The organism is Zoogloea sp. (assembly GCF_028693495.1).
Classification (GTDB): Bacteria; Pseudomonadota; Gammaproteobacteria; order Burkholderiales; family Rhodocyclaceae; genus Zoogloea.
Map to the genome: position 1 here is coordinate 1 of NZ_JAQUVG010000036.1, position 23,794 is coordinate 23,794.

The window sequence follows — 23,794 nt, forward strand, 5'->3', positions numbered from 1 at the left end:
AAGCGGGTAATTGAATCCTCCAGGGTTTACTATTTACGCCGGCAACGATGCGCTTCGAAGGCGGGTTGCCGAAACCCAAGCATCGCAACAAGAAGTAAGCCTTCATGAAAAATAGTACCCAAGCGACCTTTATCGGACTCCTTGCGATCCTGTTATGGAGTGCGACGGTGGGTTTGGTTCGTGGTGTCACTGAAAACCTCGGTGTGACAGGGGGAACTTCGTTGATGTACACCGTGGCGTCGGTGTTGCTGGTGCTGACGGTGGGTCTTCCAAAAATCAGCGCGTTTCCCCGTGCCTATCTCTTCTGGGGAAGCAGCCTGTTTGTTTCTTATGAGGTCTGCCTTTCCCTGTCCATTGGTTACGCAACCAGTAGCCGCCAGGCGATTGAGGTGGGTATGGTCAATTATCTGTGGCCGGCGTTTACGATCCTGGGGGCGATCTTCTTCAACAAGCAGCGGTGGAGTTGGCTGATCGTTCCTGGTTTCTTCATCGCTGTTCTCGGGATCTGTCTGGTGCTCGGGGGCAACCAGGGGTTGGCGCTTGAGGGCATCTCGAGGAACATCCAGGACAATCCGCTGAGCTACGGCCTGGCTTTTGCGGGTGCGGTGATTTGGGCGGCGTATTGCACGGTGACCACCAGGATTGCCGGCGGCAAGAACGGCATCACTCTGTTCTTCATGCTGACGGCCATGGCGCTGTGGGCCAAGTATCTGGATTCGGGGGAGGGGGCGATGGTGTTCAGTGTTCCGGCGCTCACCTACCTGGCGCTGGCCGCGGCGGCGATGGGGTTTGGGTATGCGGCCTGGAATGTGGGCATCTTGCACGGCAACGTCACGGTCCTCGCCGGGGCTTCGTATTTCATCCCGGTGTTTTCCGCTGCGCTGGCCGCCTCGCTGCTCCAGGCGCCCCTGTCGTTTGCGTTCTGGCAGGGGACGTCGCTGGTGTGCGTGGGGTCGATCTTGTGTTGGCTTGCGACCCGACGCCGACCCCCTAAAGTGGCGTCCGCTTAGGGGGACCATCGCGGACGCGTCTCGGAAGCCTGGATCGGCCGCGGGCCGATTCAGGCCAGCACCCCTCGCCGATATTCATCCAGCGCCTGTTCGATTTCTTCCCGGGTGTTCATGACGAACGGGCCGTATTGCACCACGGGTTCGCCCAGGGGGCGGGCGGCGAGGAGGAGGAAGCATGCGCCGTCGGCGCCGGCGCCGGCGCTGACGCGGGCGGTGGTGCCGTTGGAGAGCACGCCGGCCTGGCGGGCGGGCAGGGGTTTCTGTTGTCCGTCTGCGCCAATCAGCAGGCTGCCGGCGTAGGGATACACGAAGGCGCTGTGGCCTTCGGGGATGGCCTGTTCAAAGCTGCCTCCGGCGTCGAGGCGTACATCCAGGAAGAGGGGCGCGGTGGAGATGCCCTGGATGGGGCCGGTGACGGGGCCGTTGGCCGTGATGACTTCGCCGGCCACGACTTTGACCTGGGCGTCGGCGAGGGCGACGGTGGGGATTTCTTCAGGCTGGATGTCCCGGTAGCCAGCGGGTTTCATCTTTTCGCGGGCGGGCAGGTTGATCCAGAACTGGAAGCCGTGGAGGCGGCCTTCTTTCTGCAGGGGCATTTCCGAGTGGATGATGCCTTTGCCGGCGGTCATCCATTGGGCGCCGCCGGCACGCAGGTGGCCTTTGTTGCCCAGGTGGTCCTGATGTTCGAAGTCGCCGGCGAGCATGTAGGTGACGGTTTCGAAGCCCCGGTGGGGGTGGGGGGGGAAGCCGGCGATGTAGTCGTCCGGGTTGTCGGAGGCGAACTCGTCGAGCATCAGGAAGGGGTCCAGCCGCAGCCCCTGGCTTTGTCCCAGGCTGCGGCGCAGTTTGACGCCGGCTCCATCGGACACGGGGATGGACGGGATGATGTGCTGGAGGCTGCGGAGGGTCATGATGGGCTCCTGGGGGTTTGAGGGTCAGGCGGTGAGTTCGGCAACGCGCTGGTGGGCGGCGTCGAGGGCCTTGGTCTTGCTCTCTTCACCCATGTTGAGACCTTCGGCGTAGACGAATTCCACGTCGGTGATGCCAATGAAGCCCAGCACGCTCTGGAGGTAGCCGGTCTGGGTGTCGGCGGGGGTGCCGGCGTAGAGGCCGCCGCGGGCAGCGAGGATGACGGCCTTCTTGCCCTTGAGCAGGCCTTCGGGGCCGGTGGCGGTGTAACGGAAGGTGACGCCGGCACGGGCCACGTGGTCGATCCAGGCCTTGAGGGTGGAGGGAATGCCGAAGTTGTACATGGGCACGCCGATGATGATCTCGTCGGCCTGGCGGAGTTCTTCGATCAGGGCGTCGGAGAAGGCCACCACGGCGGCTTGTTCGGCGCTGCGTTCTTCGGCGGGGGTGAGGAAGGCGGTGAAGCGGGCGGCATCCAGGTGGGGCACAGGCTCGGCGGCCAGGTCGCGGGTCACCACTTGGATATCGGGGTTGACGGCGACGCGGGCGGCCACGTAGCGGTCGGCGAGCTGGCTGGATTGACCGTTGTTGGCAAACAGGCTGGCGTTGATCTTGAGCAGGGTGGTCATGGTGTGTTTCTCCGTCAGGGTGATCGATGAATGTATTAAACGATTTACAAGAAAGATAAAAAAGAACAAGATTTAGCGTAAATCTATCGAATGAATTGATATGAATTCTGTTCCTCACATCGCGCTGGACCAGTGGCGTGCCCTGATTGCGGTGGTGGATGCCGGGGGATATGCCCAGGCGGCGGTACGGCTCCACAAGAGTCAGTCGGCGGTGACCTACGCGGTGCAGAAGATCGAGTCGGTGCTGGGGGTGGAGGTATTCGGGATCCAGGGGCGCAAGGCGGTGCTCACCGGTACGGGGCAGATGCTGTACCGCCGGGCGCTGGCGTTGGTGGCCGAGGCGGCGGACCTGGAGCAGATGGCGCGCAAGCTGTCGGCGGGCTGGGAGCCGGAGATCGGTCTGGCGGTGGAGATTCTGTTTCCGCCGCCGGTGCTGCTGTCCTGTCTGGCCCGCTTCGGGCAGGAGGCGCCGCGCACCCGGGTGGAGGTGATCGAATCGGTACTGGGGGGCACGGGGGAGGCCTTGCTGACGGGCCGTGCCGATCTGGCGGTCACGCCCCACGTGCCGCCGGGCTTTCTGGGGCAGCCGCTGATGCGTCAGCGCTTGCTGGCGGTGGCGCATCCCGACCATCCGCTCCATGCCCGGGGGCGTACCCTCACCGAGCGGGATCTGCGGGCCCATCGGCATCTGGTGGTGCGGGAAACCAGCTCCACCCGCAGTTCCCGCAGTCAGAGCGTGGAGGTGGATCAGCGCTGGACCTTCAGTAGCCTGTTCATGTCGATTGCCGCTGCGGTGGCGGGGCATGGGTTTGCGTGGTACCCCGAGGCATTGATCGTTGCCCATCTGGCCGAAGGCCGCTTGAAGGCGTTGCCGCTGGATGGCGCTGAGCGGCGCTTTGTGGAGATGTACATGGTGCTGGCGGATCCGGACGGGGCCGGGCCGGGCGTGCTGCGCCTTGCGGACATCATCCGCGAGACGGTGGCGGGGGCGGACATCCCTTAGCGCGGAGCGGGGGACTTTTCCAGGCGTCGGCTGATGCGCGCCAGCAGCAGGCAGCCCAGCCAGTAGAGGGCTGCGATGAAGAGCCAGGCTTCCAGGTAGAAGGGGCGCCACTGGGCGTCTCCCGCCAGGGCGAGGCCCAGGCTTCCGGTGAGCTCGTAGAGGCTGACCACGGTGACGAGGGAGGTGTCCTTGAACAGGCTGATGGCACTGTTGGCCAGGGACGGGCTGACGTGACGCAGCACCTGGGGCAGCACGATCCAGCGCTGGATCTGCCAGCGGCCCAAGCCGAGGGCGGCGGCGGCATCCTGCTGGCCTTGAGGGAAGGCCTGCAGCCCGCCCCGGAGGATTTCCGATACGTAGGCGCTGGCAAACAGCACGATGGCCAGCAGTACCCGTTCGAGCATGCCGAGGCCGAGGCTGTCGGGCAGCAGCAGGGGGAGCAGGAAGGAGGCGACGAAGAGCGCAGCCACCAGCGGGATGCCCCGACACAGCTCCACGTAGGCAGTGAGCAGGCCTTCCACCACCGGCAGTCCGCTGCGGCGCCCGTAGGCGATGGCCATGCCCAGGGGCAGGGCGGTGGCCATGCCGACGCCTGTGAGCAGCAGGGTGAGGGGAAGGCCGCCCCAGTTCTCGGTGAGCACCGGTGTGAGCCCGGCAAAACCGCCGCCCAGCAGGGCCACGGCAAGGAAGGGCGGCAGGGTCAGGGCGACCAGAAGGCGTGTTCCCCGAAGCCAGCCCTGGGCCCCCGCAAGCCAGCCGCCCAGGATCAGCCCACTGGCCAGCATGGGTCGCCATGCCAGTTCGTCCGGGTAGCGGCCGAGCAGGATGAAGCGGGCTTTCTCGGCCACTACGCCCCAGCAGGCGCCCCGTCCCTGGAGCGCCTCGCAGGCGGCCACGTCGGGAGAAAAATGGGCGTTGAGCAGGCCCCACTGGAAGAGGGGCGGCAGCACCAGGGCAATGCAGCCCAGGCTCAGCAGGGTGAGCAGGGTCTGGAGGGCATCGCAGAACAGGCTGCGGCGCAGGCGAGCGATCATGGGGCGTTCCGGTACTGGCGTCGTTCCAGGCGCGCGGCGACGGTGGCGGCCAGCAGGGACAGCAGCAGGTAGATGCCGATGACAATGCTCAGGCATTCCAGGGCGCGACCGGTCTGGTTGAGGCTGGTGCCGGCCACCGAGAGCAGATCGGGATAGCCGATGGCCACACCCAGGGAGGCGTTCTTGAACAGGTTGAGCAACTGGCTGGTGACGGGCGGCAGGGCGGCCCGCCAGGCTTGCGGGAGCAGGACGAGCCAGAAGGCTTGCGGGGGGGACAGGCCCGGGGCCAGCGCCGAGTGTTTTTACCCCGGGGGCAGGGCGCCGATGGCTCCGCGCAGGGTTTCGGTGATGTAGGCCGCGGCATAGCTGGACAGGCCAATCAGCAGGGCTAGGTATTCCGGGGTGAGGCGGGCGCCGCCCTCGATGCCGAAGCCGGCGGGTTCGGGGATCTCCCAGCCGGTGTCGCCCCACCAGGGCAGGGCCAGTCCGGATTTGCTGAGATAGAGGCCCGGTGCCGGATGGAATGCGGCTTCGGTCGTGGGCAGCAGGTCGGTGAGGATGAAATACCAGGCGAGCAGGTGGAGCAGCAGTGGCAGGTTGCGGATGCCTTCCACCACCGTACCGCACAGGCTTCGGGCCGCCGGGTTGTCGGAGAGGCGGCCGAAGCCCAGCAGGATGCCGAGCAGCACGGCCAGCAGGGCGCCGGGCAGGGCGACCCGCAGGGTGTTGAGCAGCCCGGCCAGGAAGGCGCGCCAGGTTGCGTCGGCGGGTTCAAAGGCCATGGGGCTCTCGCCCAGGGCAAAGCCCGCCGGTTCGAGCAGGAAGTCGAAGCCGCTGCGAATGCCCCTCTGGGCCAGATGGCTGGCCGTGGTGTCGGCCAGCAGCCACAGCAGCAGGGCGATCAGGGCGAGGACAAGCCCCTGGACCAGCGCCGCCCGCCGCATCAGCGCAGGGGCTGGGCGTACATCAGGCCGCCCTTGTTCCACTGGGCATTGAGCCCCCGCTGCAGTTTGAGGGGCGAGGCAGCACCCAGGTGACGTTCGAAGATCTCGCCGTAGTGGCCCACGGCCTTGATGGCCCGTGCGGCCCACTCCCGATCCAGGCCGAGGGATTTGCCCAGGTCTTCCCCAACGCCCAGAAAGCGCTGCACGGCGGGATCGGGGGAGGACTTGAGGCTGTCCACGCGGGCCTGGGTGATGCCCAGCTCTTCCGCTTCGATCAGTGCGTTGAGGGTCCATTTGACGATGGCGAACCATTCGTCGTCGCCCCGGCGCACCGCAGGGCCGAGGGGCTCCTTGGAGATGATTTCCGGGAGGATCAGGTAGTCGTCGGGATTGGGGGCTTCCTTGGCGCGGATGAAGGCGAGGGCGGAGGCGTCGGTGGTGTAGGCCTGGCAGCGGCCGCTGAAGAAAGCCTTGAGGGAGGCCTCGAACTTGTCGAAGACCACGGGTTTCATCTTGATCCCCTGGGCGCGGCTGTAGTCGGCCAGGTTCTTTTCGGTGGTGGTGCCCGATTGCACGCATACTTCAGCGTTCTTGAGCTGCCTGGCGCTGGTGACCCTGGTTTTTTTGGCGACCAGGAAGCCTTGCCCGTCGTAGTAGGCGACGCCGGCAAAGTGCAGGCCCTGACCTGCGTCGCGGGTGAGGCTCCAGGTGGTGTTGCGGGAGAGCACATCCACTTCGCCCGACTGGAGTGCGGTGAAGCGCTGCTGGGAACTCAGCGGCACCCAGCGCACCTTGTCCGGATTGCCCAGCACGGCGGCAGCCAGGGCGCGGCACAGATCGGCGTCAAGCCCTTTCCAGTTCCCCTGGCTGTCTGCGGAAGAGAAACCGATCACGCCGGTGCTCACGCCGCAGCTCAACTGGCCGCGGGATTTGATGGCGTCAAGGGTCTTGCCCGCCAATGCTGGAGCGGAAACAAGGGAAAGGGCCGCCGTGGCGGCCAGCAGCGGAATGAAGCGGCGCATGTTGAGCATGGGAAGGGGAAGAGCGTTGGCTGTATAGCTTATCGGTCTTCGGGCGTCTGATGCAAAGCAGCAGGGGCAGATCGCCCGATGTAGGCGCCAATGGGCGGGGTAGAGGCCGCTGGCGTGCATGTCGACGGGCATGTCGGCTTGCGGCGGGAGGCTCCCCCGGAAAACAATAGCCGCCAGAGACCGTGAGCCCTCGCCTTCGCGGCGAAACCAAGGAGAAAAAACGATGATGTTGTTCCGATGGACTGCGGCCCTGTGCCTGCTGGGAACCCTGGGGGTGGCCCAGGCCGATGCCCGTCCCGATCCCAATCTGGCGCGCAACCTTGCGGCCACCTGTGCCAATTGCCATGGCTCCGAAGGCCGTTCCGTGCCGGGTTCGGGCGCCGAATCCCTGGCGGGGGGCGACAAGGACAAGCTGTTGCAGAAGCTGATGGATTTCCGCTCGGGGGCCAAGCCCGCGACGATCATGCACCAGATCGCCAAGGGATACTCGGAAGCACAACTGGAACAGATCGCGGCCTATTTTGCCGCGCGCAAGTGAGGGGCAGGCCATGACGAATCGACGCAATTTTCTGAAGGCTTCCTCTGCGGCAGTGGGCGTGGCGGCGGTACCGGGCCTGGCGGGCTGTGCCGCAGGCAGCCGCCCCCGTGGCCATGTGGTGGTGGTGGGCGGGGGCTTTGGTGGGGCGACCGTGGCCAAATATCTGCGCATGTGGAGCCAGCAGGGGGTGGATGTCACCCTCGTGGAGCGCCAGCCCCAGTTCATCTCGTGCCCGATCTCCAACCTGGTGATCGGCGGCGACAAGACCCTGGCGGACATCACGATCAGCTACGAGGGACTCCGCAACACCTGGGGCGTGAAGGTACTCCAGGATGAGGTGGTTGGGGTCGATGCGGCCAGCCGCAGTATTCGTCTTGCCTCGGGGGGTACCCTGAGCTATGACCGGCTGGTGCTGTCGCCGGGCATCGACTTCATGTTCGATCAGGTGCCTGGCCTGGAGAGCGATGCCGCCCAGGCAACCGTCCTCCATGCCTGGAAGGCGGGGGCCCAGACGGTGGCCCTGCGCAAGCAGCTGGAAGACATGCGGGATGGGGGCGTGTATGCATTGACCATTCCCAAGGCCCCTTACCGCTGCCCTCCGGGCCCCTATGAGCGGGCCTGCCTGGTGGCCAACTATCTCAAGCAGCACAAGCCCCGTTCCAAGGTGCTGGTGCTGGATGCCAATGAGGAAATCATCTCCAAGAAGGGCCTGTTCACCAAGGCTTTCGAACAGTACAAGAGCATCCTGGAATACCGCCCCGGCAGCGAGCTCCGGGAAGTGGATGCCGCCAGCCGTACGGCGGTGCTGGAGTTCGACAAGGTCAAGGCGGACGTCCTGAACGTGGTGCCGCCCCAGCGGGCGGGCAACATTGCTGCCCGCTCCGGCCTCAAGCTGATCAATAACCGCTGGGTGGACATCGACTGGCTGAGTTTCGAGTCCGTCAATACGCCGGGGCTACATGTGATCGGCGATGCGATTTTTCCGGCGCCCACGATGCCCAAGTCTGGCCACATGGCTAACCAGCACGCCAAGGTGGCGGCCGCGGCGATCCTCAACCTGCTGGCCGGAGAGGCGCCGAGTCCTGCCCCCGTGGTGATGAACACCTGCTACAGCTTTGTGGATTCCAGGAACGTGATTCACGTGGCGTCGGTGCATCAGTACGATGCGGCCAAGAAGACCGTCATGCCGGTTGCCGGGGCCGGCGGCGTGTCGGCGGCGGCCAACGAACTGGAGGGCAAGTACGCCTTGTCCTGGGCGAAGAACATTTGGGCCGACATGCTTGCCTGAACATCTGCAGCACCAAAAACGGGCCACTGGAGACGTGGCCCGTTTTTTGTCCGCCGCTCGAGGCTACTGCAGGATGGCCATGTAGGCGGAGACGGCCTTCACTTCCAGCTCCGTGAGTCTGAGGGGCCCGGCGTGGATCGCCATGCTGTCGTTCGTGCGCGCCTGTTTGTGCCCCTGTTTCAAGCGGTTTTCCAGGTAGGGCACATGCTGGCCTGCCAGGCGGGGCAACTGGGCGGTACCGTGCCCTTTTTCCCCGTGGCAACTGGCGCAGGAGGCCACCCCTGCAGGGGCCTTGCCGCTGGCGAAGATGATCTGCCCCAGGCGGGTGAGTTCGCTGTCGCTCACGGTCTCGCGACCCGGCTGCTTGTTTTCGAAATACCGGCCCAGCGCGTCCATCTCGCCGGGTGTCAGGTCGCTGACCATGCTGGTCATGGTCTCGCTTTGGCGCTGACCGTTTTTGAAGTCGCTCAGTTGCCTGGCGATGTATTGCGCGTGTTGTCCCGCCAGGCGGGGGTAGAGCGCCGACGCGTTTTCCCCCTCCATGCCGTGACACAGGAAGCAGCGCCCCCCAACAATCTCTTCGGCGCGTTTCAGATCAGCAGCCGTACCCACTTGCACAAAGACGACCCCCAGGACGAGTGTGACAGCAACACGTCTCCCTTTCATGCGGGCTTTCTCTTGTTTTGATCTGGTGAAACGCATCAGAACAGTCTTGTTTCCTGAAATCCTGCCGGAAAGCAAAGACCACGCTTTGCGTGGCCTGTGTGCTGGAATCTGGTGGGCAGTACCGGGATCGAACCAGCGTCATCATCTTTAACAGCCACACCAATGCTACGTTTCGAGGGCTATGTTGTCCAGGCTCTGCCACGGCCCTGAACTAAATGAAAGCTGCCCCGCGGAGTTGGACTTTGAATAGTCCGGATATGGCTGCTTGACTCAAAAGAGTGTCGGAATAATTTACACGGGTCAGTCTATATTTCGTTCTTTTTACATTTAAATTATTGTTTTAATTAAAAAAAATTTTTAGGCATAGACTTTGCTTTCTGTCTTCTGTCAAAATATTAAATGCCTTCTATTTCATGAAAAAATATCTCGCCTTGCTGCTTGTCTCTGCCGTATTTGGCGCTTCTGCATATGCAGCGCCTGCCCCCTACGGCGAGCCGGGAACGCAGAATTCAACAACGTACTCATATGTTGCTGCCAGTAGTGGTGATGTCTCTGTGTATTTTGCAGGAGGGACCGGCGGATATAGTCTCGAACTTGGATTGCTGATCAATGGGGTTAATACGGGTCTTTATGGTTTGAACAACTACACGTCCAGCTATGGGCAAACGTTCAATTTTGGTCCGGCCAACGCTGGGGATGCTCTGGTTTTCATGATCCGTAACATCAACCCGGGCAACGTCGCACCCTGGTATTCGGACGTGAGCTTGAACTCTGATGGCGTAAACCACGTTTATTCGAGCCAGTACTCGGGTGACAACCTGATTCCTGAGGGCACATTTATTGCCTTTGAAGATCTGGAAGGCGGCGGGGACTTTAACTACGACGACATCAAATTTGTTTTGACCAACGTCATCGACCGTAATAACAGCGTTCCCGAACCTGCCTCTCTCGTGCTCGCTGGCTTGGGCGCAGCGGGCTTGGGGTTCATTCGCAGGCGGAAAGCACCGCAAGCCTCCTAAGCAGAGCAGAGCATTAATACCTAAGCCGGGCCATCCCGGCTTTTTATCTGCACATCGCTTTGAGATTTGCAGGGTTGACCTGCATCGGGTAGAGACACAAACAAAATCAGGCGCCTATGGGCGCCTGTTTTTGTTGTCTTACTAGACACGCACTGTCTTTTAAACTACTGAAACAATGCGTTTTTATGTGGTGGGCGGTACTGGGATCGAACCAGTGGCTTCCACCGTGTGAAGGTGGCACTCTACCGCTGAGTTAACCGCCCGTCGAGTGAGAAAGAATTATAGAGATGCTTTCGTGATGCGTCAAGTTTTTTATGGTTTTCCCCGTTTTTTTCCTGAACCGTCGTATCTGTCAGCCCAGCAGATGCAGGATGCCGTCGAGGCCGCTGTGGTTCAGCGCGTGGGTTGCCTTTTCCCGCACAACCGGTTTGGCGTGGTAGGCGATGCCGATTCCTGCCTCTCCGAGCATGGGGAGGTCGTTGGCGCCATCGCCGGCCGCAACGACACTATCCTGTTTGAATCCATGGTGCTGGCGGACCATCCGCAAGGTGTGCCGCTTGGCCTCTCCGTCGATGATGTCCCCCTTGACCCTGCCAGTAAGCTTGCCGTTCCGGATTTCCAGTTCGTTGGCCACCGCGTAGTCGAAGCCCAGTTGTTTTTGCAGGCGGTCGGTGAAGTAGGTGAAGCCGCCGGACACGAGCACTGTGGTGATGCCCGCCTGCTTGAGGCCGGCAATCAGCTTTTCTGCGCCTGGGTTGAGGCGCAGCCGTTCGTTGAACACCCGTCCCAGGGCATCCTCTGCCAGCCCTTCGAGCAGCGCGACCCGCCGGGTCAGGGAGGCCCGGAAATCCAGCTCACCCCGCATGGCCGCTTCGGTGATGGCTGCGACCTCCGCCTTCAGCCCCTGCATGTCGGCGATCTCATCGATGCATTCGATATTGATCAGGGTGGAGTCCATGTCGGTGACGAACAGACGGAAATCCGTCAGCCGTCTATCTTCCGGGATGAAGGCGTGATCGAGCTGGTGCTGCTCGCAATAGGCGAGCACATCGGGGTGGGGCTGGGCGTGGAGAAGGCGGAAGGCATTGTTGCCCAGCCGGCCGATCCCATCGGAGCTGGTCAGGGCAGACAGATCCTTCAGGGCCCGGGTTTCGACCCGAGTCCCCTGGACGACCAGGTTCATCAGTCAGCGCTCCGTTTGGGCAGGATCTCCCGGAGGATGTCACGGGTATTGCGGATCATGGCTTCGGTCGTGCTCCAGTCCACGCAGGCATCGGTTACCGAGCAGCCGTAGCGCAACTGGGAAAGATCGGCCGGGATCGGCTGGTTGCCCGCTTCGATGTTGCTTTCGATCATCAGGCCGACAATGGATTGGTTGCCCTCGCGGATCTGGTGGGCCACATCACGCATGACCAGAGGCTGGTACTCCGGATTTTTCCAGGAGTTGGCGTGGGAGCAGTCGATCACGATGTTGGCCGGAAGCCTGGCCTTGGTGAGGGCCTTTTCAGCGAGGGAGACCGACACTGTGTCGTAGTTTGGGCGACCGCCGCCGCCGCGCAGGACCACATGACCGTAGGCGTTGCCCCGGGTGCGGATGACGGAGGACTGCCCCTGGCCGTTGATGCCGAGGAAGCTGTGGGGGTGGGATGCCGAAAGGATGCCATTGACTGCCGCATCAAGGGAGCCATCGGTGCCGTTCTTGAAACCGACCGGGGTGGACAGGCCGGAGGCCATTTCCCGGTGGGTTTGGGATTCGGAGGTGCGGGCTCCGATGGCCGTCCAGGCCACCAGGTCACCATAGTACTGGGGTGCAATGGGGTCGAGGGCTTCGGTTCCGGTGGGCAGGCCGGCTTCATTCACTTCCAGCAGGAAACGGCGGGCCTTTTCCATGCCTTCGTCGATACGGAAGGAGTCGTCCATGTACGGATCATTGATGTAGCCTTTCCAGCCGGTGGAGGTGCGGGGCTTCTCGAAATACACGCGCATCACCAGCACCAGGGTGTCGGAGACTTCGTCGGCCAGCTGCTTGAGCCGGCGGGCGTAGTCCAGGCCCGCGACCGGGTCGTGGATGGAGCAGGGGCCGACGACCACGAAAACCCGGGGGTCCTTGCGGTCGAGGATGGCTTGAAGGGTACGCCGGCCTTCCAGGACAACCTTGGCGGCAGTTTCACTGAGGGGCAGGCGGGCGGTGATCTCGTCCGGCGAAGGCATGCGGTCGAAGGCCGCGATATTCAGGTTTTCAGTCTTGGAATTAGGCATGACGGACTCGCTGGTGAAGAGCGTAATCCGGCATTTTACCCCGAAGTCAGGGTCCGGATTCCATGTCGGGCCAGACCGAGCACGGAGGGGAGCTGGCAATCCACGAAATCGGGCTGGCGCAGGCTGCGGCTGATCCAGACGGTCTTCATGCCCAGACGTTTGGCGGTGCGGAGATTGTCGGCGCTGTCTTCCACGAGGATGCAGCGTCGCGGATTGAGCCGGTGATCCCGGATCAGGTGCTGGAAGCCCGTGAGGCGGGGCTTGGGGTGATAGCGCATCTGCTCGACGGCGAAGACATCGGCGAACAGGGTGCGGACGCCCATGATGTCCAGCACTGCTTCCGCATACTGGCGGGGTCCGTTGGAAAAGACGATTTTCTTGCCGGGGAGGCGACGCAGGACATGGCGTACGGCCGTATTGAAAACCACCATCCGGTGCAGTTCCGGGAATTGATGGGTGTCATGCAGAAAATGTTCGGGCCGGGTGCCGTGGTGGCGCATCAGGCCGGTCAGGGTGGCGCCGTAGCGATGCCAGTAATTTACCCTCAACCGGTTGGCTGACCGTTCATCCAGCTGCAGGTGCCGCATGAGGTAGTCCGTCATGCTCCGGTTGATGTGGGGAAAGATATGTGGGCTGGCGTTGTGCAGCGTGTTGTCCAGATCGAACAGCCAGGTTGGGGGCATGATCAGGCCGGCTTGCGGGGCTCGAAGCGAATGATGGGGCGTCCGTCCTCGGACACCTTGGGTGCGGCCTTCCAGGCGTGTCCGTAGACCACCTCGACGGTGGCAGGAAGGCGGCCTTCCCGGCGCAGCTGTTCGTAGTTGCTGCGCAAGCTTGTCCAGTGCGCCTTGCCCGTCAGGCTGCGCGGACGGGTCTGCGCCGCGTTGCCGGAGCCGCTGGCACGCAGGTCGTGGAACAGGTCGTCCAGCCGCGTGTAGGTCACGGTGATCATCTCCATGTCCATGACCGGGTCGGAGAAGCCGGCATTAACCAGGGCATCGCCCAGGTCGTGCATGTCGATGAATCGGTGCAGGTGCTCGTGCCGGGAGGGTGGGAGTGCGGCCCGTAGCTCCTTGAGAGTGTCCGGACCCAGGGTGGAGAACATCAGCATGCCACCGACCTCCAGCACCCGATGGATTTCCTTCAGGGCAGGGAGGGGGTCGTGCATCCACTGGAGCATCAGGTTGGACCACACCAGCGACATGCAGCCCCGTTCAAGAGGAAGGGCTGCCGCATCGGCGCAGATGAAATCTGGCGCTGTGGCTTTGCCAAGACCCAGCAGGCGTTTGAGAAAACCTTTTTCACCCCGGGCCTGGGTGAGCATGGCCTGCGCCACATCCACCGCCACCCGGGGAGCGCCCGGATAGCGTTCGGCCAGGGCGGCCAGGTCGGATCCCGGGCCGCAGCCCAGATCGAGGATCCGTCGGGGCTCGATACGGATGTAGGCCAGACGCTCGGCCATGCGGCGGGAGATCTCCCGGGCCAGGGGGTCGACGCCGGCATACTCCGTAGCGGCCCGTCCGGCCCGTCGTCTCACGAGGCGCGGGTCGAGCTGAAAATCCGGCTGGCTCATCGGGGAGGGGCTTCTCAGACGGACTTGAGGCCCAGGCGGGCGAACAGGGCATCGTCCGCATCCGCATCCGGATTGTCGGTGGTCAGCAGACGCTCTCCGTAGAAAATCGAATTGGCACCGGCCATGAAGCACAGGGCCTGGATTCCCTCACCCAGTTCCTGACGACCCGCGGAAAGGCGTACATGGCTCTCCGGCATGGTGATCCGGGCCGCCGCGATCATGCGGACGAAATCGAAGGGATCGATGGTTTCTGCCTTGCCCAGCGGCGTGCCTTCCACCTGCACCAGGTTGTTGATGGGTACGGAATCCGGCGGCGGATTCATGTTGGCCAGTTCGGCGATCAGCGCCGCGCGGCTTTTTTTGGTTTCACCGAGACCGACGATGCCGCCGCAGCACACGTTGATGCCTGCATCGCGTACCTTGGCGAGGGTGTCCAGGCGATCCTGCAGGGTGTGGGTGGTGATGATCTGGCCGTAGAATTCCGGGGCGGTGTCGATGTTGTGGTTGTAGTAGTCGAGCCCGGCTTCCTTGAGCTGCTCGGCCTGGCCTTCCTTGAGCATGCCCAGGGTGACGCAGGTTTCCAGGCCCATGGCCTTCACTTCGCGCACCATGTCGAGCACGGGCGCGAGGTCTTTTTCCTTAGGGCCACGCCAGGCGGCACCCATGCAGAAGCGGGAAGCGCCTTTGGCCTTGGCTGCCCGGGCGTTGTCGAGGACTTCGTTCAGGGGCAGCAGGGACTCCTTCTCCAGCCCGGTGTCGTAGCGGGCGGACTGGGAGCAGTAGCCGCAGTCTTCTGAACAACCGCCGGTCTTGATCGACAGCAGGGTGGAGCGTTGCACGGCGTTGGGGTCAAAATGAGCCCGGTGCACCTTTTGCGCACGGAAGATCAGGTCATTGAAGGGCAGGGCGAACAGGGCCTCGACTTCGGCGACGGTCCAGCGCTTGCGGGCTGAGGAGGGGGTTGTGGTGGCCGGAGCGCTCTCTGCTTGGGCGACGGTTGCGGTCATGGTGATGCACCCTTTATTGTCTGTAATTCAAAATTACCGTAGCTCTCAAGTTTCCATGAAGGGGTCAGGACTTGTCAAATCAGGTGCTTGGATGGCGGCGCAGACTGCTGAGGATCTTGTTTCCCCAGACCTGTTTTGCCTGTGGGGCAGGTAGTGGAGACGCTGCGTTGTGCTCTCGTTGCCTGATGGAGTTGCCTGGCGTCGGCGTGCCACGCTGTCCCTGTTGCGCGCTGCCGCAGCCTCAGGGGCAGCTTTGCGGTCACTGCCTGGTGCAGCCGCGGCCCTTTGACCGGAGTCTGGCCGTGATGGACTACGCCTTTCCGGCGGATCGGCTGGTCCAGGCCCTGAAATACGCTCACCGCCTGGCTCTGGGGCGCTTGTTCGTGGACCTGATGGCGGGTCTGCCTGCACCGCAAGCTGATCTGGTGCTGCCGATGCCTCTGCATCCGTCGCGGCTGCTGAACCGTGGTTTCAATCAGGCGGCGGAACTGGCGCGGCCCCTGGCGCAGTTGTGGGGGGTGCCCCTCCTGCTGGACGGGATCGCCCGGGATGTCAATACCGTTCCTCAGGCAGGCCTTCCCTGGAGGGCACGGGCTTCCAACGTCAGGGGGGCCTTCCGGGTTCAGGTGCCGGTAGCGGGTTTGCGCGTGGTGGTGGTCGATGATGTGATGACGACGGGCGAGACCCTGGCCGAGCTGGCTCGAACCCTCAAAGGCGTGGGTGCAACGTCGGTGGAGAACCGGATCCTTGCCCGTACCCCTCCGCCCGGTTGATGTGCCGGGGTTGCGAGGGCACAATTCGTCCCCATGTTCCATGTCGTCCTTCATCAGCCGGAAATTCCACCGAACACCGGCAATATCATGCGCATGTGTGCCAATTCCGGCGCTCGCCTGCATCTTGTCAAACCCCTGGGTTTCACCCTCGAAGAAAAGCAGTTGATCCGTGCTGGCCTGGATTACCGGGACATGGCGGTGGTGACGGTGCATGAGAACTGGGCTGCCTGCCGCTCGGCGCTGGCGGGACTGCGCATGTTTGCACTGACTTCCCATGGTGCCCGTGGTCTGGGTGAAATGACCTTCCTGCCGGGTGATGTGTTTGTCTTCGGTTCCGAATCCCGGGGCTTGCCTCCCGAACTGCATCAGGAGTTTGGTGACGACTGCCGCCTGCGTATCCCGATGCGGCCGGACAACCGCAGCCTGAACCTCTCCAACGCCGCTGCCGTGGTGGTATATGAGGCCTGGCGCCAGAATGGCTACCAGGGGGGGGGCTGAGCCGCAGCGCGGCCGGGCTTATTCCTGCTTAGGATCCCGGGCAAGGAGTTGTTCGACGGCGTCCCGGGCGGACAGGCTGCCCTGGAGCACGCCGTCCACTGCCTGGGTGATGGGCATGTCCACGCCGAGGCGGGCAGAAAGGGCAGCCACCTCACGGGTGGTGCTCACCCCTTCGGCCACGTGGCCGAGGGCCTGCAGGATCTCGGGGAGCGTCTTGCCGTCCGCCAGCATCAGGCCGACCCGCCGGTTGCGGGAGAGATCGCCCGTGCAGGTGAGTACCAGGTCGCCCAGGCCGGCGAGGCCCATGAAGGTATCCCGACGGCCTCCCAGCGCGATGCCCAGCCGGGTGATTTCTGCCAGGCCCCGGGTGATCAGGGCCGCCCGGGCATTGAGCCCGAAGCCCATGCCGTCGGATACGCCGGCGGCAATCGCCATCACGTTTTTCACGGCGCCTCCCACTTCAGCGCCGATCAGATCGTCATTGGCATAAAGGCGCAGGCGGGTGTTGTGCAGGGCCTGGACCCAGTGGCGGGCAAAGTCCCCGTCGCGGGCGGCGATGGTGACGGCGGCCGGTAGGCCCTGGGCGACCTCGGCAGCAAAGCTCGGGCCGGTGAGCACACCGCAGGCGGCACGCTCGCCAAGCTCCTCGGCAACGATCTGGTGAGGCAGTTTGGCGGTACCCGCTTCCAGCCCCTTGCAGGCCCACAGGAAGGGTGTTCCCGGAGCCGAGGCCTGCAGGGCCCGGGCCGTCAGGCGCAGGCCTGCCAGGGGCGTGACGACCAGGTGCAGGTCTGCCTGGGCGGCCTGCTCGAGGTCCGCGCTGAAATGTATCTCCGCCGGCAGGGAAACGCCGGGCAGGTAGCGCCGGTTCTCGCCATCAGCACGCAGGGCATGGATTTCGGCAGGTTCCCGGCTCCACAGGGTGACCTCGTGGTTACGGCTGAAGGCGATGGCCAGCGCCGTACCCCAGGCGCCGGCTCCAAAGACGGTAATGCGCATGCGTGTCAGAGCCCCCAGACGTGATTGACCCGGATGAAGCCCGCAGTGCCGTCCCGGTGTCTGACCCGAACCCAGCCGTCAGCCGGCTTGTCGGCAAGCTCCAGCACCACATCCTTGACGGCTTCGAAGGCCAGGGGGGCGGCGGCATCCGGCTTCTGGCGGACATCCGCCCTGGCCGTGGTGATGATCAGGGTCCGTTTCTCGGAGAGTAGGCGACGCTCCAGCCAGAGCAGGCTGCCTGCGGAATCGCGGACCTTGACCCATCGGTCAATGTTCACCACCGTCTCGACGGGGGTGTGGCGCTGGATGACGAACAGGGGCTTTCCCTGCTTGGAGGGCGCGTCATAGAGGATTCCCGGTTCGGCGAGGGAGCGGAAATCCGAAGCGCCCGCGCCTGCCGCGGCCAGCACAAGCGGCAGGCCGAGCAGGCTGGCAGCGGTAAGGCGGCGCAGGACCATTACTGGATCGGAACGTCAGTGCCCGACTGCTGGGCAGCGCGGTTCTGCTGGTAGAGGGCCTCGAAGTTGACCGGAGCCAGGATCACGGGCTGGAAGCCGGCACGGGAGACAGCATCGGAGATGGCTTCGCGGGCGTAGGGAAAGAGGATGTTGGCACAACCGATCATCATGATCGGCTCCAGATCTTCCTCGGGCACGTGGCGGATCTGGAAGATGCCGGCCTGAACCACTTCCACCAGGAAAATGGTCTTGTCTTCCGGCAACTGCGCGGTCACGGTGATGCTCAGGGCCACTTCGAAGAGGCCGTCATCGATGCCGTTGCCTTCGGTCCGCAGTTGGACGTTGATCTGGGGTTGTTCCCGCTCCAGGAAGACCTGGGGTGCATTGGGCACTTCCAGGGAGAGATCCTTGACGTAGAGCTTTTCAATGGAGAAGACGGGTTGTTGCGCGGTTTCGGACATGGTGTGGTTTCCGGTTGGTAAAGGGACTGAATTCAATCTGAAGGGCAGGGCCTGAACGGAGTGACCCGTTCAGGCGGATTCTCCACGCAGAAGCGGCTCGAGCCTGCCGCTCTGATCGAGGGCAAACAGGTCGTCACAGCCGCCCACATGGTGGTCGCCGATATAAATTTGGGGCACGGTACGGCGTCCGGTTCGTTCCATCATTTCATCGCGGCGTACCGGGTCGGTGTCGATGCGCACCTTCTCGATGTCCGCAACGCCTTTTCTGCGGAGCAGCCCTTCGGCCCGGACGCAATAGGGGCAGACGGCGGTGGTGTACATGAGGACCTTGGGTTGCATGGTTATTTCCTCTTTTTGGTGATGGGCATGCCGGCCTGCTCCCAGGCAATGATGCCGCCGTTGAGATTGTGCACCTGGGTGAAGCCGGCCTTGCGCAGGAGGGCGCAGGCGGAGGCGGAACGTCCGCCGCTCTGGCAGTTCAGGATGACGGGTTTGTCCTTGAACTTTTCCAGCTCGCCCAGACGGTTGGACAGCTCGCCTGCGGGAATGTGGCGGGCATTGAGCAGATGACCTGCGGCAAATTCGGCGGTCTCCCGCACGTCGATGACGATCGCGTCATTCCGGTTGATCAGGGCGGTGGCCTGAGCAGGGGAAACACCGCGGGCACCACGGACGGAGGTAATGATGAGCATGGTGCCGCTGACGGCAGCGAGGGCGGCCCAGTGCCAGTTTTGCTGGATGAATTCCACTAAACGAACTCCGGAGAGAGGGTACGGACGGGGGTATTGGAGGGGCTGTGCGACTCAGTTGTCGTCGCGGCAGAAGACTTCCCGCATCATGGCGATCAACTGCAGGGTGCGCTTGTCGCCAATCCGGTAGTAGACCCGGTTGGCATCCTTCCGGGTCAGCAGAACCTCCTTGTCCCGCAGGATGGCCAGATGCTGGGAAATGTTGCTCTGGGAGGTGCCTACGGCTTCGACGATGTCCTGAACGCAGACTTCCTCGTCTCCCACAACACAGAGGATCTTGAGGCGAAGGGGGTGAGAGATCGCCTTGAGGGCCCTGGCCGCGGTTTCGATATGCTCCTGGCGGGCAATGAGATCGACGATGTCTGTTTTCACAAAAACGGTAAAAGCTGAAGGGAAGTCAGTTCTATAAAATACCATTTTTCCGGCATGGATGCGCTGCGGGAACCGCCGGGGCAGGCGGTCCCCGTCAGGGTTTCCTGTTTCCGGCCAAGGCTTCGGAGGGTGCTTCGCAGCCATGGAAACAATCCGGTTATACTCTTCGGACCATTATGTTTAAAGCCCCTGGAAGGGGGATGCGACGGCGTTGCTCGAGGGCGTGGGGCCCGCGGCGCCTGACCGGAGACACCACAGATGCGCAGCAGAGTGCAACAAGCAGGCCTGGTATTCACCGGGCTGTGTGCCGGGGTTCTGATCAGCCTCAATTTTTCCGCCAACGCTGACAAGGCAGGGAGCCTGGCGCCCCTGCCAGTGGAGGAGTTGCGCAATCTGGCGGATGTCTTCAATGCGATCAAGCAGGGCTATGTGGAGCCCGTGGATGACAAGAAGCTGATCACGCATGCCATCAGCGGCATGCTCTCCAACCTGGATCCCCATTCGGCCTACCTGGATGCGGAAGCCTTCAAGGAGTTGCAGGTGGGGACCCAGGGTGAGTTCGGTGGCCTGGGTATCGAGGTCGGATCCGAGGATGGGCTGGTCAAGGTGATCTCACCGATCGAAGACACGCCAGCCTTCCGGGCCGGGGTCAAGGCGGGTGATCTGATCATCAAGCTCGATGACACTCCCGTGAAGGGGATGGCCCTGGGGGATGCCGTCAAGAAAATGCGGGGCAAGCCCAAGAGCAGCATCGTCCTGACGATCATGCGCAAGGGCGAGGCAAAGCCCATCGTCGTCACCCTGGTGCGCGAAGTCATCAAGGTGCAGAGTGTCAAATCCAAGCTTGTCGAGCCGGGCTATGGCTACGTAAGGGTGGTCCAGTTCCAGGAGCAGACCGCAGCGTCCCTGGTCCAGCACCTGGACAGACTGGTCAAGCAGGGTGATCTGAAGGGGCTGGTACTTGACCTGCGTAATGATCCGGGTGGCCTGCTGCATGGTGCCGTAGGTGTTTCGGCGGCCTTCCTGCCCTACAAGGCACTGGTCGTGTCCACGGATGGTCGTGCCGATGATGCCAAGCGTCAGTATCTGGCAGTTCCCGAGGATTACCTTCGTGGTGCCCGGGAGGACTACATCCGCACTGTTCCTGCCTCCATCAAGACGGTGCCAATGGTGGTGCTGGTCAATGGCGGCTCGGCGTCGGCTTCGGAGATCGTGGCAGGCGCCCTGCAGGATCACAAGCGGGCAGTCATCATGGGAACCCAGACTTTTGGCAAGGGGTCGGTGCAGACGATCCTGCCCCTCAACAGCAATGCGGCCATCAAGCTGACCACAGCCCGTTACTACACCCCCGGCGGCCGCTCGATCCAGGCCAAGGGCATCGTGCCGGACATCGTGGTTGAGGAAAGCTCGAACGGTACATCCCGTGACCGCCTGAGGGAGGCAGACCTCGTGCGTCATCTGGGCAATGGCAAGGAGCCGGAGCTGATCAAGTCCGAAGCAGCTCAGCCCCGCAAGGACGGTACGGCCAGGCCCAAGGACAAGGATCCCAAGTCGAAGGATGAGGCGGATGACGTGAAGGCCCCCTTCGAGCTGGCGGGCAAGGATGACCACCAGCTTGCCCAGGCTGTGAATATGTTGAAGGGGCTGCAGATCCTGCAGACCAAGACTCAATGAAGGGTATGGTCGCTGCCATTTGAGCCGGAGGGTGAGGTATGAGGCGGGAAACTGCATACAAGCTGGCGGGGCGCAAGCATGGAAGTCATCACCATGGGCGCGCCGGCATTGCCAAGATGCGCGAGATCCGCTTCAAGGCCTGGCCTGAGGGACAAGTCCAGCAAGCTCGACGTTCCCTTGCGGCCCTGAGGGGGGTTCAGGTCGAGCAGGGGACGAATCCCCTGAGCCTCGTGGTTCATTACAGCGTGCTCGACTACACCCTGGAGCTGCTTGAAGAGTCCCTGGTTCGTGCGGGTTTCCAGTTGGAAAGGACCTTGTTGGTCCGTTTGCACCGGGCCCTGATCTATTACGTTGAGGACACCCAGGTGCATAACCTGCAGTCGCCCGAGCGCTTGATCAAGCAGTCCCACGAGGTCTATATCAACGCTTATGCGGCGCATCCCCATGGGGATCACGACGACACCCCACCGGATTTGCGGGTCTCCAAATAAGCCGCAGCGCTTTCAAGTAAATGCGCATCGGCGCCTGGGGCGCCGTCTTTTTTTCTCTGCCATGAACGACGATCAACTTCTGCGCTATTCCCGACACATCCTGTTGCCCCAGATCGGTATCGAGGGCCAGCAGGCGATCGTTTCATCCCGGGTGCTGATGGTGGGTGCAGGGGGCCTGGGGTCACCGGCAGCCATGTATCTGGCTGCGGCCGGCGTGGGAACCCTGGTGCTGGCAGATGGAGACAGCGTGGATCTGACCAACCTCCAGCGCCAGATACTGCACAGCCTGGAAGGGGTTGGGCGTTTGAAGGCAGAGTCTGGTCGCGATGCCCTTGCCCGCCTCAACCCCGAGACTCGGGTCATTCCCCTGGTCCGGCGCCTTGAGGGTAACGACCTGGAGGCGCAGGTGGCTGCGGCCGATCTCGTGCTGGACTGCTCGGACAACTTTGTCACCCGGCATGCCATCAACCGGGCCTGCGTACAGTTTCGCAAGCCTCTGGTGTCAGGGGCTGCCGTGCGTTTCGACGGGCAGGTGTCGGTGTTCGATCTGCGCCGGGAGGAGAGCCCCTGCTACCACTGCCTGTTTCCGGAAGGAGAGGATGTGGAGGAGGTGCGCTGCGCGGTGATGGGGGTTTTTGCGCCAATCACCGGCATCATCGGCACTGTCCAGGCTGCCGAAGCCCTGAAGCTGCTGGCAGGTTGCGGGGATCCCCTGGTGGGACGACTGCTTCTGCTGGATGCCCTGGCCATGGACTGGCGCAGCATCCGCCTGGTGCGGGACCCGGCCTGCAGCGTGTGCGCGGGCCGCTGAGGCAGTCTTTCAGGCCGGACGGGCGATGATGCGCAGGTCCTTGCCCACCTGACGGACGTCCTGGAACACCAGTTGTCGCTTGTCCCCGAGGCAGGTCAGGGCGGGCAGGTTGAACAGCCCGCGGGCGGCGTCTCCCACCAGGCTGGGGGCCAGATAAAGAATCAGCTCGTCCACGCAGCCCTCCCGGAGCAGGGAGCCGTTGAGTTTGAAGCCGCTCTCGGCCAGCACTTCGTTGATGCCGCGGCGGCCCAGCTCGCTCATCAGGGCGGACAGCTCAACCTTGCCGCCGCTGTTGGGGAGCACCACCACCTCGGCCCCCCGGCGTTGCAGGGCTGCGATACGTTCCGGCTGGTCGACGGCGCCTGCCACCAGAACCGGTCCCCCGTCCAGGATCCGTGCGTTGAGAGGGGTTTCCAGCCGGGCATCGACGATCACCCGCAGGGGCTGGCGTTCGGTGGGAATGGCCCGCACATTGAGTTGCGGATCATCGTCGCGCACGGTGCCGATGCCCGTAAGGATCGCGCAGGAGCGGGCACGCCAGCGATGGGCGTCCTTGCGTGCCGGCTCGCCGGTGATCCACTGGGAGACACCGTTCTCCAGGGCGGTCTTGCCGTCCAGGGTCGCGGCGACCTTGAGGCGCACCCAGGGGCGGCCCTGGGTCATGCGGGAAATGAAGCCGATATTGAGCTCTCTGGCCTCGGCCTCCTGGACGCCTGCCAGGGTGGCGATGCCTGCCTCCCGCAACCGGGCCAGGCCGCGACCGGTTACCAGGGGATTCGGATCCTCCATGGCGGCGACCACCCGACCGATCCCGGCCCTGACCAGTGCGTCGGCGCAGGGAGGCGTCCTGCCATGGTGGGAGCAGGGCTCCAGCGTGACGTAGGCGGTGGCCCCCCGGGCGGCGTCCCCGGCCATGGCCAGGGCGTGGACTTCTGCATGGGGCTCGCCGGCCCGTATGTGCCAGCCCTCGCCGACCAGTCGTCCGTCCCGGACGATCACGCAGCCCACGCGGGGATTGGGAGTGGTGGTGAACAGGCCCCGCGCGGCCAATTCCAGGGCGCGGGCCATCCACCGGTAATCGTCGGCGGTGCCGTTCATGGCAGGGAGCCTATTGGGATATTTTTGGGGGCCGTCCGCGGGGACGGGTGCTGACTTCGCGGATCACTTCGGAAAACTCGTCCACGTCCTCGAAGGCCCGATAGACGGAGGCGAACCGGATGTAGGCTACTTTGTCGAGCTTCTTGAGCTCGCGCATCACCAACTCGCCGATGCGTTCGGAGGGAATCTCCCGCTCGCCCATGGACAGCAGCTTGGCTTCGATGCGGTCCACTGCGGCATCCACGTTTTCGGCGGTGACGGGGCGCTTGCGCAGGGCCAGCTTCAGGCTGCCTAGGAGCTTGTCCCGGTTGAAGTCGGCACGGCTGCCATTTTTCTTGACCACCTGGGGCATCTTGAGATCAATGCGCTCGTAGGTGGTGAAGCGCTTGTCACAGGAAACACAGCGACGGCGGCGCCGGACAATGTCACCGTCCTCGTTTTCACGGGTATCGGTGACCTGGGTGTTGTCGGCGCCGCAGAAGGGGCAATGCATGGGCTAC

Annotated in this window: 30 protein-coding genes, 1 tRNA gene and 1 pseudogene; 11 read left to right on the forward strand and 21 right to left on the reverse strand. The window is 63.4% G+C overall.

The features are described 5' to 3' along the window. The first annotated feature begins 104 nt into the window (after positions 1-104). Positions 105-1,010 (forward strand): aromatic amino acid DMT transporter YddG, encoded by a 906-nt coding sequence (yddG, locus tag PHD22_RS07785; protein ID WP_299864667.1) that lies wholly within the window; start codon positions 105-107, stop codon positions 1,008-1,010. A 50-nt stretch (positions 1,011-1,060) separates the two neighbouring features. Here the strand turns inward: yddG and PHD22_RS07790 are convergent, their stop codons facing one another. Together PHD22_RS07790 and PHD22_RS07795 are read right to left on the reverse strand one after the other, a co-directional pair. Then, positions 1,061-1,921, reverse strand: a complete 861-nt coding sequence (locus PHD22_RS07790; RefSeq protein ID WP_299864670.1) for a pirin family protein — start codon at positions 1,919-1,921, stop codon at positions 1,061-1,063. 24 nt (positions 1,922-1,945) lie between these two features. After that, a complete protein-coding gene (locus PHD22_RS07795; RefSeq protein WP_299864673.1) occupies positions 1,946-2,548 on the reverse strand; it encodes an FMN-dependent NADH-azoreductase in 603 nt (200 codons plus the stop codon). 100 nt (positions 2,549-2,648) lie between these two features. Here PHD22_RS07795 and PHD22_RS07800 point away from each other — a divergent pair, with 100 nt between their 5' ends. Continuing rightward, the gene (locus PHD22_RS07800) at positions 2,649-3,551 is read left to right on the forward strand and encodes a LysR family transcriptional regulator (protein ID WP_299864676.1); all 903 of its coding nucleotides are present in this window, start codon (positions 2,649-2,651) and stop codon (positions 3,549-3,551) included. Here the strand turns inward: PHD22_RS07800 and PHD22_RS07805 are convergent. Genes PHD22_RS07805 through PHD22_RS07820 form a run of 4 tightly spaced genes read right to left on the reverse strand, consistent with a single transcriptional unit; the run spans position 3,548 to position 6,560 of the window. Then, positions 3,548-4,585, reverse strand: coding sequence for an amino acid ABC transporter permease (locus PHD22_RS07805; protein WP_299864679.1), 1,038 nt, complete (start codon positions 4,583-4,585; stop codon positions 3,548-3,550). The genes PHD22_RS07800 and PHD22_RS07805 overlap by 4 nt on opposite strands. Beyond that, positions 4,582-4,875: an ABC transporter permease subunit gene (locus PHD22_RS07810; protein ID WP_299864798.1), complete on the reverse strand. Its 294-nt coding sequence runs from the start codon at positions 4,873-4,875 to the stop codon at positions 4,582-4,584. The genes PHD22_RS07805 and PHD22_RS07810 overlap by 4 nt, the downstream gene beginning before the upstream one ends. A 12-nt stretch (positions 4,876-4,887) precedes the next feature. Further along, positions 4,888-5,529 (reverse strand): ABC transporter permease subunit, encoded by a 642-nt coding sequence (locus tag PHD22_RS07815; protein WP_299864682.1) that lies wholly within the window; start codon positions 5,527-5,529, stop codon positions 4,888-4,890. Then, positions 5,529-6,560, reverse strand: coding sequence for an amino acid ABC transporter substrate-binding protein (locus tag PHD22_RS07820; RefSeq protein ID WP_299864685.1), 1,032 nt, complete (start codon positions 6,558-6,560; stop codon positions 5,529-5,531). Before PHD22_RS07820 ends, PHD22_RS07815 begins: the two co-directional genes overlap by 1 nt. A 223-nt stretch (positions 6,561-6,783) precedes the next feature. Here PHD22_RS07820 and PHD22_RS07825 point away from each other — a divergent pair, with 223 nt between their 5' ends. Beyond that, positions 6,784-7,098, forward strand: a complete 315-nt coding sequence (locus tag PHD22_RS07825) for a c-type cytochrome (RefSeq protein WP_299864688.1) — start codon at positions 6,784-6,786, stop codon at positions 7,096-7,098. Between the two features lie 10 nt (positions 7,099-7,108). Next, positions 7,109-8,386: an NAD(P)/FAD-dependent oxidoreductase gene (locus PHD22_RS07830; protein WP_299864691.1), complete on the forward strand. Its 1,278-nt coding sequence runs from the start codon at positions 7,109-7,111 to the stop codon at positions 8,384-8,386. A gap of 63 nt (positions 8,387-8,449) precedes the next feature. Here the strand turns inward: PHD22_RS07830 and PHD22_RS07835 are convergent, their stop codons facing one another. Beyond that, entirely contained in the window at positions 8,450-9,052 is a 603-nt protein-coding gene (locus PHD22_RS07835; RefSeq protein WP_299864694.1) for a c-type cytochrome, read from the reverse strand. Positions 9,053-9,465: 413 nt separating this feature from the next. Here PHD22_RS07835 and PHD22_RS07840 point away from each other — a divergent pair, with 413 nt between their 5' ends. Beyond that, positions 9,466-10,071 (forward strand): DUF4114 domain-containing protein, encoded by a 606-nt coding sequence (locus PHD22_RS07840; protein ID WP_299864697.1) that lies wholly within the window; start codon positions 9,466-9,468, stop codon positions 10,069-10,071. A 188-nt stretch (positions 10,072-10,259) separates the two neighbouring features. Here the strand turns inward: PHD22_RS07840 and PHD22_RS07845 are convergent. The 6 genes from PHD22_RS07845 to bioB form a co-directional block, all read right to left on the reverse strand. Continuing rightward, positions 10,260-10,334 (reverse strand) — tRNA-Val (locus PHD22_RS07845). Positions 10,335-10,423: 89 nt separating this feature from the next. Next, the gene (gene serB, locus PHD22_RS07850) at positions 10,424-11,254 is read right to left on the reverse strand and encodes a phosphoserine phosphatase SerB (protein WP_299864699.1); all 831 of its coding nucleotides are present in this window, start codon (positions 11,252-11,254) and stop codon (positions 10,424-10,426) included. After that, positions 11,254-12,330 (reverse strand): 3-deoxy-7-phosphoheptulonate synthase, encoded by a 1,077-nt coding sequence (locus PHD22_RS07855; RefSeq protein ID WP_299864701.1) that lies wholly within the window; start codon positions 12,328-12,330, stop codon positions 11,254-11,256. The genes serB and PHD22_RS07855 overlap by 1 nt, the downstream gene beginning before the upstream one ends. Positions 12,331-12,365: 35 nt before the next feature. After that, positions 12,366-13,013 (reverse strand): pyrimidine 5'-nucleotidase, encoded by a 648-nt coding sequence (locus PHD22_RS07860; RefSeq protein ID WP_299864704.1) that lies wholly within the window; start codon positions 13,011-13,013, stop codon positions 12,366-12,368. A 2-nt stretch (positions 13,014-13,015) separates the two neighbouring features. After that, a complete protein-coding gene (gene bioC, locus PHD22_RS07865; protein ID WP_299864707.1) occupies positions 13,016-13,903 on the reverse strand; it encodes a malonyl-ACP O-methyltransferase BioC in 888 nt (295 codons plus the stop codon). Positions 13,904-13,917: 14 nt separating this feature from the next. Next, positions 13,918-14,910 carry a biotin synthase BioB gene (bioB, locus tag PHD22_RS07870; protein ID WP_299864710.1) on the reverse strand — a complete coding sequence of 331 codons (993 nt, stop codon included), beginning with the start codon at positions 14,908-14,910 and terminating at the stop codon, positions 13,918-13,920. A gap of 83 nt (positions 14,911-14,993) precedes the next feature. Here bioB and PHD22_RS16905 point away from each other — a divergent pair. The 3 genes and pseudogenes from PHD22_RS16905 to PHD22_RS07880 all read left to right on the forward strand — a co-directional run. Continuing rightward, positions 14,994-15,167: pseudogene (locus PHD22_RS16905) on the forward strand (double zinc ribbon domain-containing protein); the annotation flags it as partial. Positions 15,168-15,215: 48 nt separating this feature from the next. Beyond that, a complete protein-coding gene (locus PHD22_RS07875) occupies positions 15,216-15,683 on the forward strand; it encodes a phosphoribosyltransferase family protein (RefSeq protein WP_366520700.1) in 468 nt (155 codons plus the stop codon). 33 nt (positions 15,684-15,716) lie between these two features. Next, entirely contained in the window at positions 15,717-16,181 is a 465-nt protein-coding gene (locus tag PHD22_RS07880) for a tRNA (cytidine(34)-2'-O)-methyltransferase (protein ID WP_299864713.1), read from the forward strand. 18 nt (positions 16,182-16,199) lie between these two features. On the opposite strand, the gene PHD22_RS07885 is transcribed toward PHD22_RS07880, so the two are convergent. From PHD22_RS07885 to PHD22_RS07910, 6 genes are all read right to left on the reverse strand, one after another. Next, entirely contained in the window at positions 16,200-17,180 is a 981-nt protein-coding gene (locus PHD22_RS07885) for an NAD(P)H-dependent glycerol-3-phosphate dehydrogenase (RefSeq protein WP_299864716.1), read from the reverse strand. Positions 17,181-17,185: 5 nt separating this feature from the next. Next, positions 17,186-17,638 carry an SH3 domain-containing protein gene (locus PHD22_RS07890; protein ID WP_299864719.1) on the reverse strand — a complete coding sequence of 151 codons (453 nt, stop codon included), beginning with the start codon at positions 17,636-17,638 and terminating at the stop codon, positions 17,186-17,188. Next, a complete protein-coding gene (secB, locus tag PHD22_RS07895; protein ID WP_299864758.1) occupies positions 17,638-18,099 on the reverse strand; it encodes a protein-export chaperone SecB in 462 nt (153 codons plus the stop codon). The genes PHD22_RS07890 and secB overlap by 1 nt, the downstream gene beginning before the upstream one ends. A 69-nt stretch (positions 18,100-18,168) precedes the next feature. After that, on the reverse strand, positions 18,169-18,438 hold the full coding sequence (gene grxC, locus PHD22_RS07900) for a glutaredoxin 3 (protein WP_299864760.1): 270 nt from the start codon (positions 18,436-18,438) through the stop codon (positions 18,169-18,171). Positions 18,439-18,440: 2 nt separating this feature from the next. Next, positions 18,441-18,848 (reverse strand): rhodanese-like domain-containing protein, encoded by a 408-nt coding sequence (locus tag PHD22_RS07905; RefSeq protein WP_299864763.1) that lies wholly within the window; start codon positions 18,846-18,848, stop codon positions 18,441-18,443. 54 nt (positions 18,849-18,902) lie between these two features. Beyond that, positions 18,903-19,220, reverse strand: a complete 318-nt coding sequence (locus PHD22_RS07910; protein WP_299864766.1) for a metalloregulator ArsR/SmtB family transcription factor — start codon at positions 19,218-19,220, stop codon at positions 18,903-18,905. 258 nt (positions 19,221-19,478) lie between these two features. On the opposite strand from PHD22_RS07910, the gene PHD22_RS07915 reads away from it, so the two are divergent. The 3 genes from PHD22_RS07915 (at position 19,479) to moeB (ending at position 22,196) form a co-directional block, all read left to right on the forward strand. Continuing rightward, positions 19,479-20,894, forward strand: coding sequence for a S41 family peptidase (locus PHD22_RS07915; RefSeq protein ID WP_299864769.1), 1,416 nt, complete (start codon positions 19,479-19,481; stop codon positions 20,892-20,894). A gap of 38 nt (positions 20,895-20,932) precedes the next feature. After that, positions 20,933-21,385: a hypothetical protein gene (locus tag PHD22_RS07920; protein WP_299864772.1), complete on the forward strand. Its 453-nt coding sequence runs from the start codon at positions 20,933-20,935 to the stop codon at positions 21,383-21,385. Positions 21,386-21,446: 61 nt separating this feature from the next. After that, on the forward strand, positions 21,447-22,196 hold the full coding sequence (moeB, locus tag PHD22_RS07925) for a molybdopterin-synthase adenylyltransferase MoeB (RefSeq protein WP_299864774.1): 750 nt from the start codon (positions 21,447-21,449) through the stop codon (positions 22,194-22,196). Between the two features lie 9 nt (positions 22,197-22,205). On the opposite strand, the gene ribD is transcribed toward moeB, so the two are convergent. Together ribD and nrdR are read right to left on the reverse strand one after the other, a co-directional pair. Continuing rightward, a complete protein-coding gene (ribD, locus tag PHD22_RS07930; protein ID WP_299864777.1) occupies positions 22,206-23,294 on the reverse strand; it encodes a bifunctional diaminohydroxyphosphoribosylaminopyrimidine deaminase/5-amino-6-(5-phosphoribosylamino)uracil reductase RibD in 1,089 nt (362 codons plus the stop codon). Between the two features lie 10 nt (positions 23,295-23,304). Beyond that, positions 23,305-23,787, reverse strand: coding sequence for a transcriptional regulator NrdR (nrdR, locus tag PHD22_RS07935; protein ID WP_299864780.1), 483 nt, complete (start codon positions 23,785-23,787; stop codon positions 23,305-23,307). Positions 23,788-23,794: the final 7 nt, after the last annotated feature.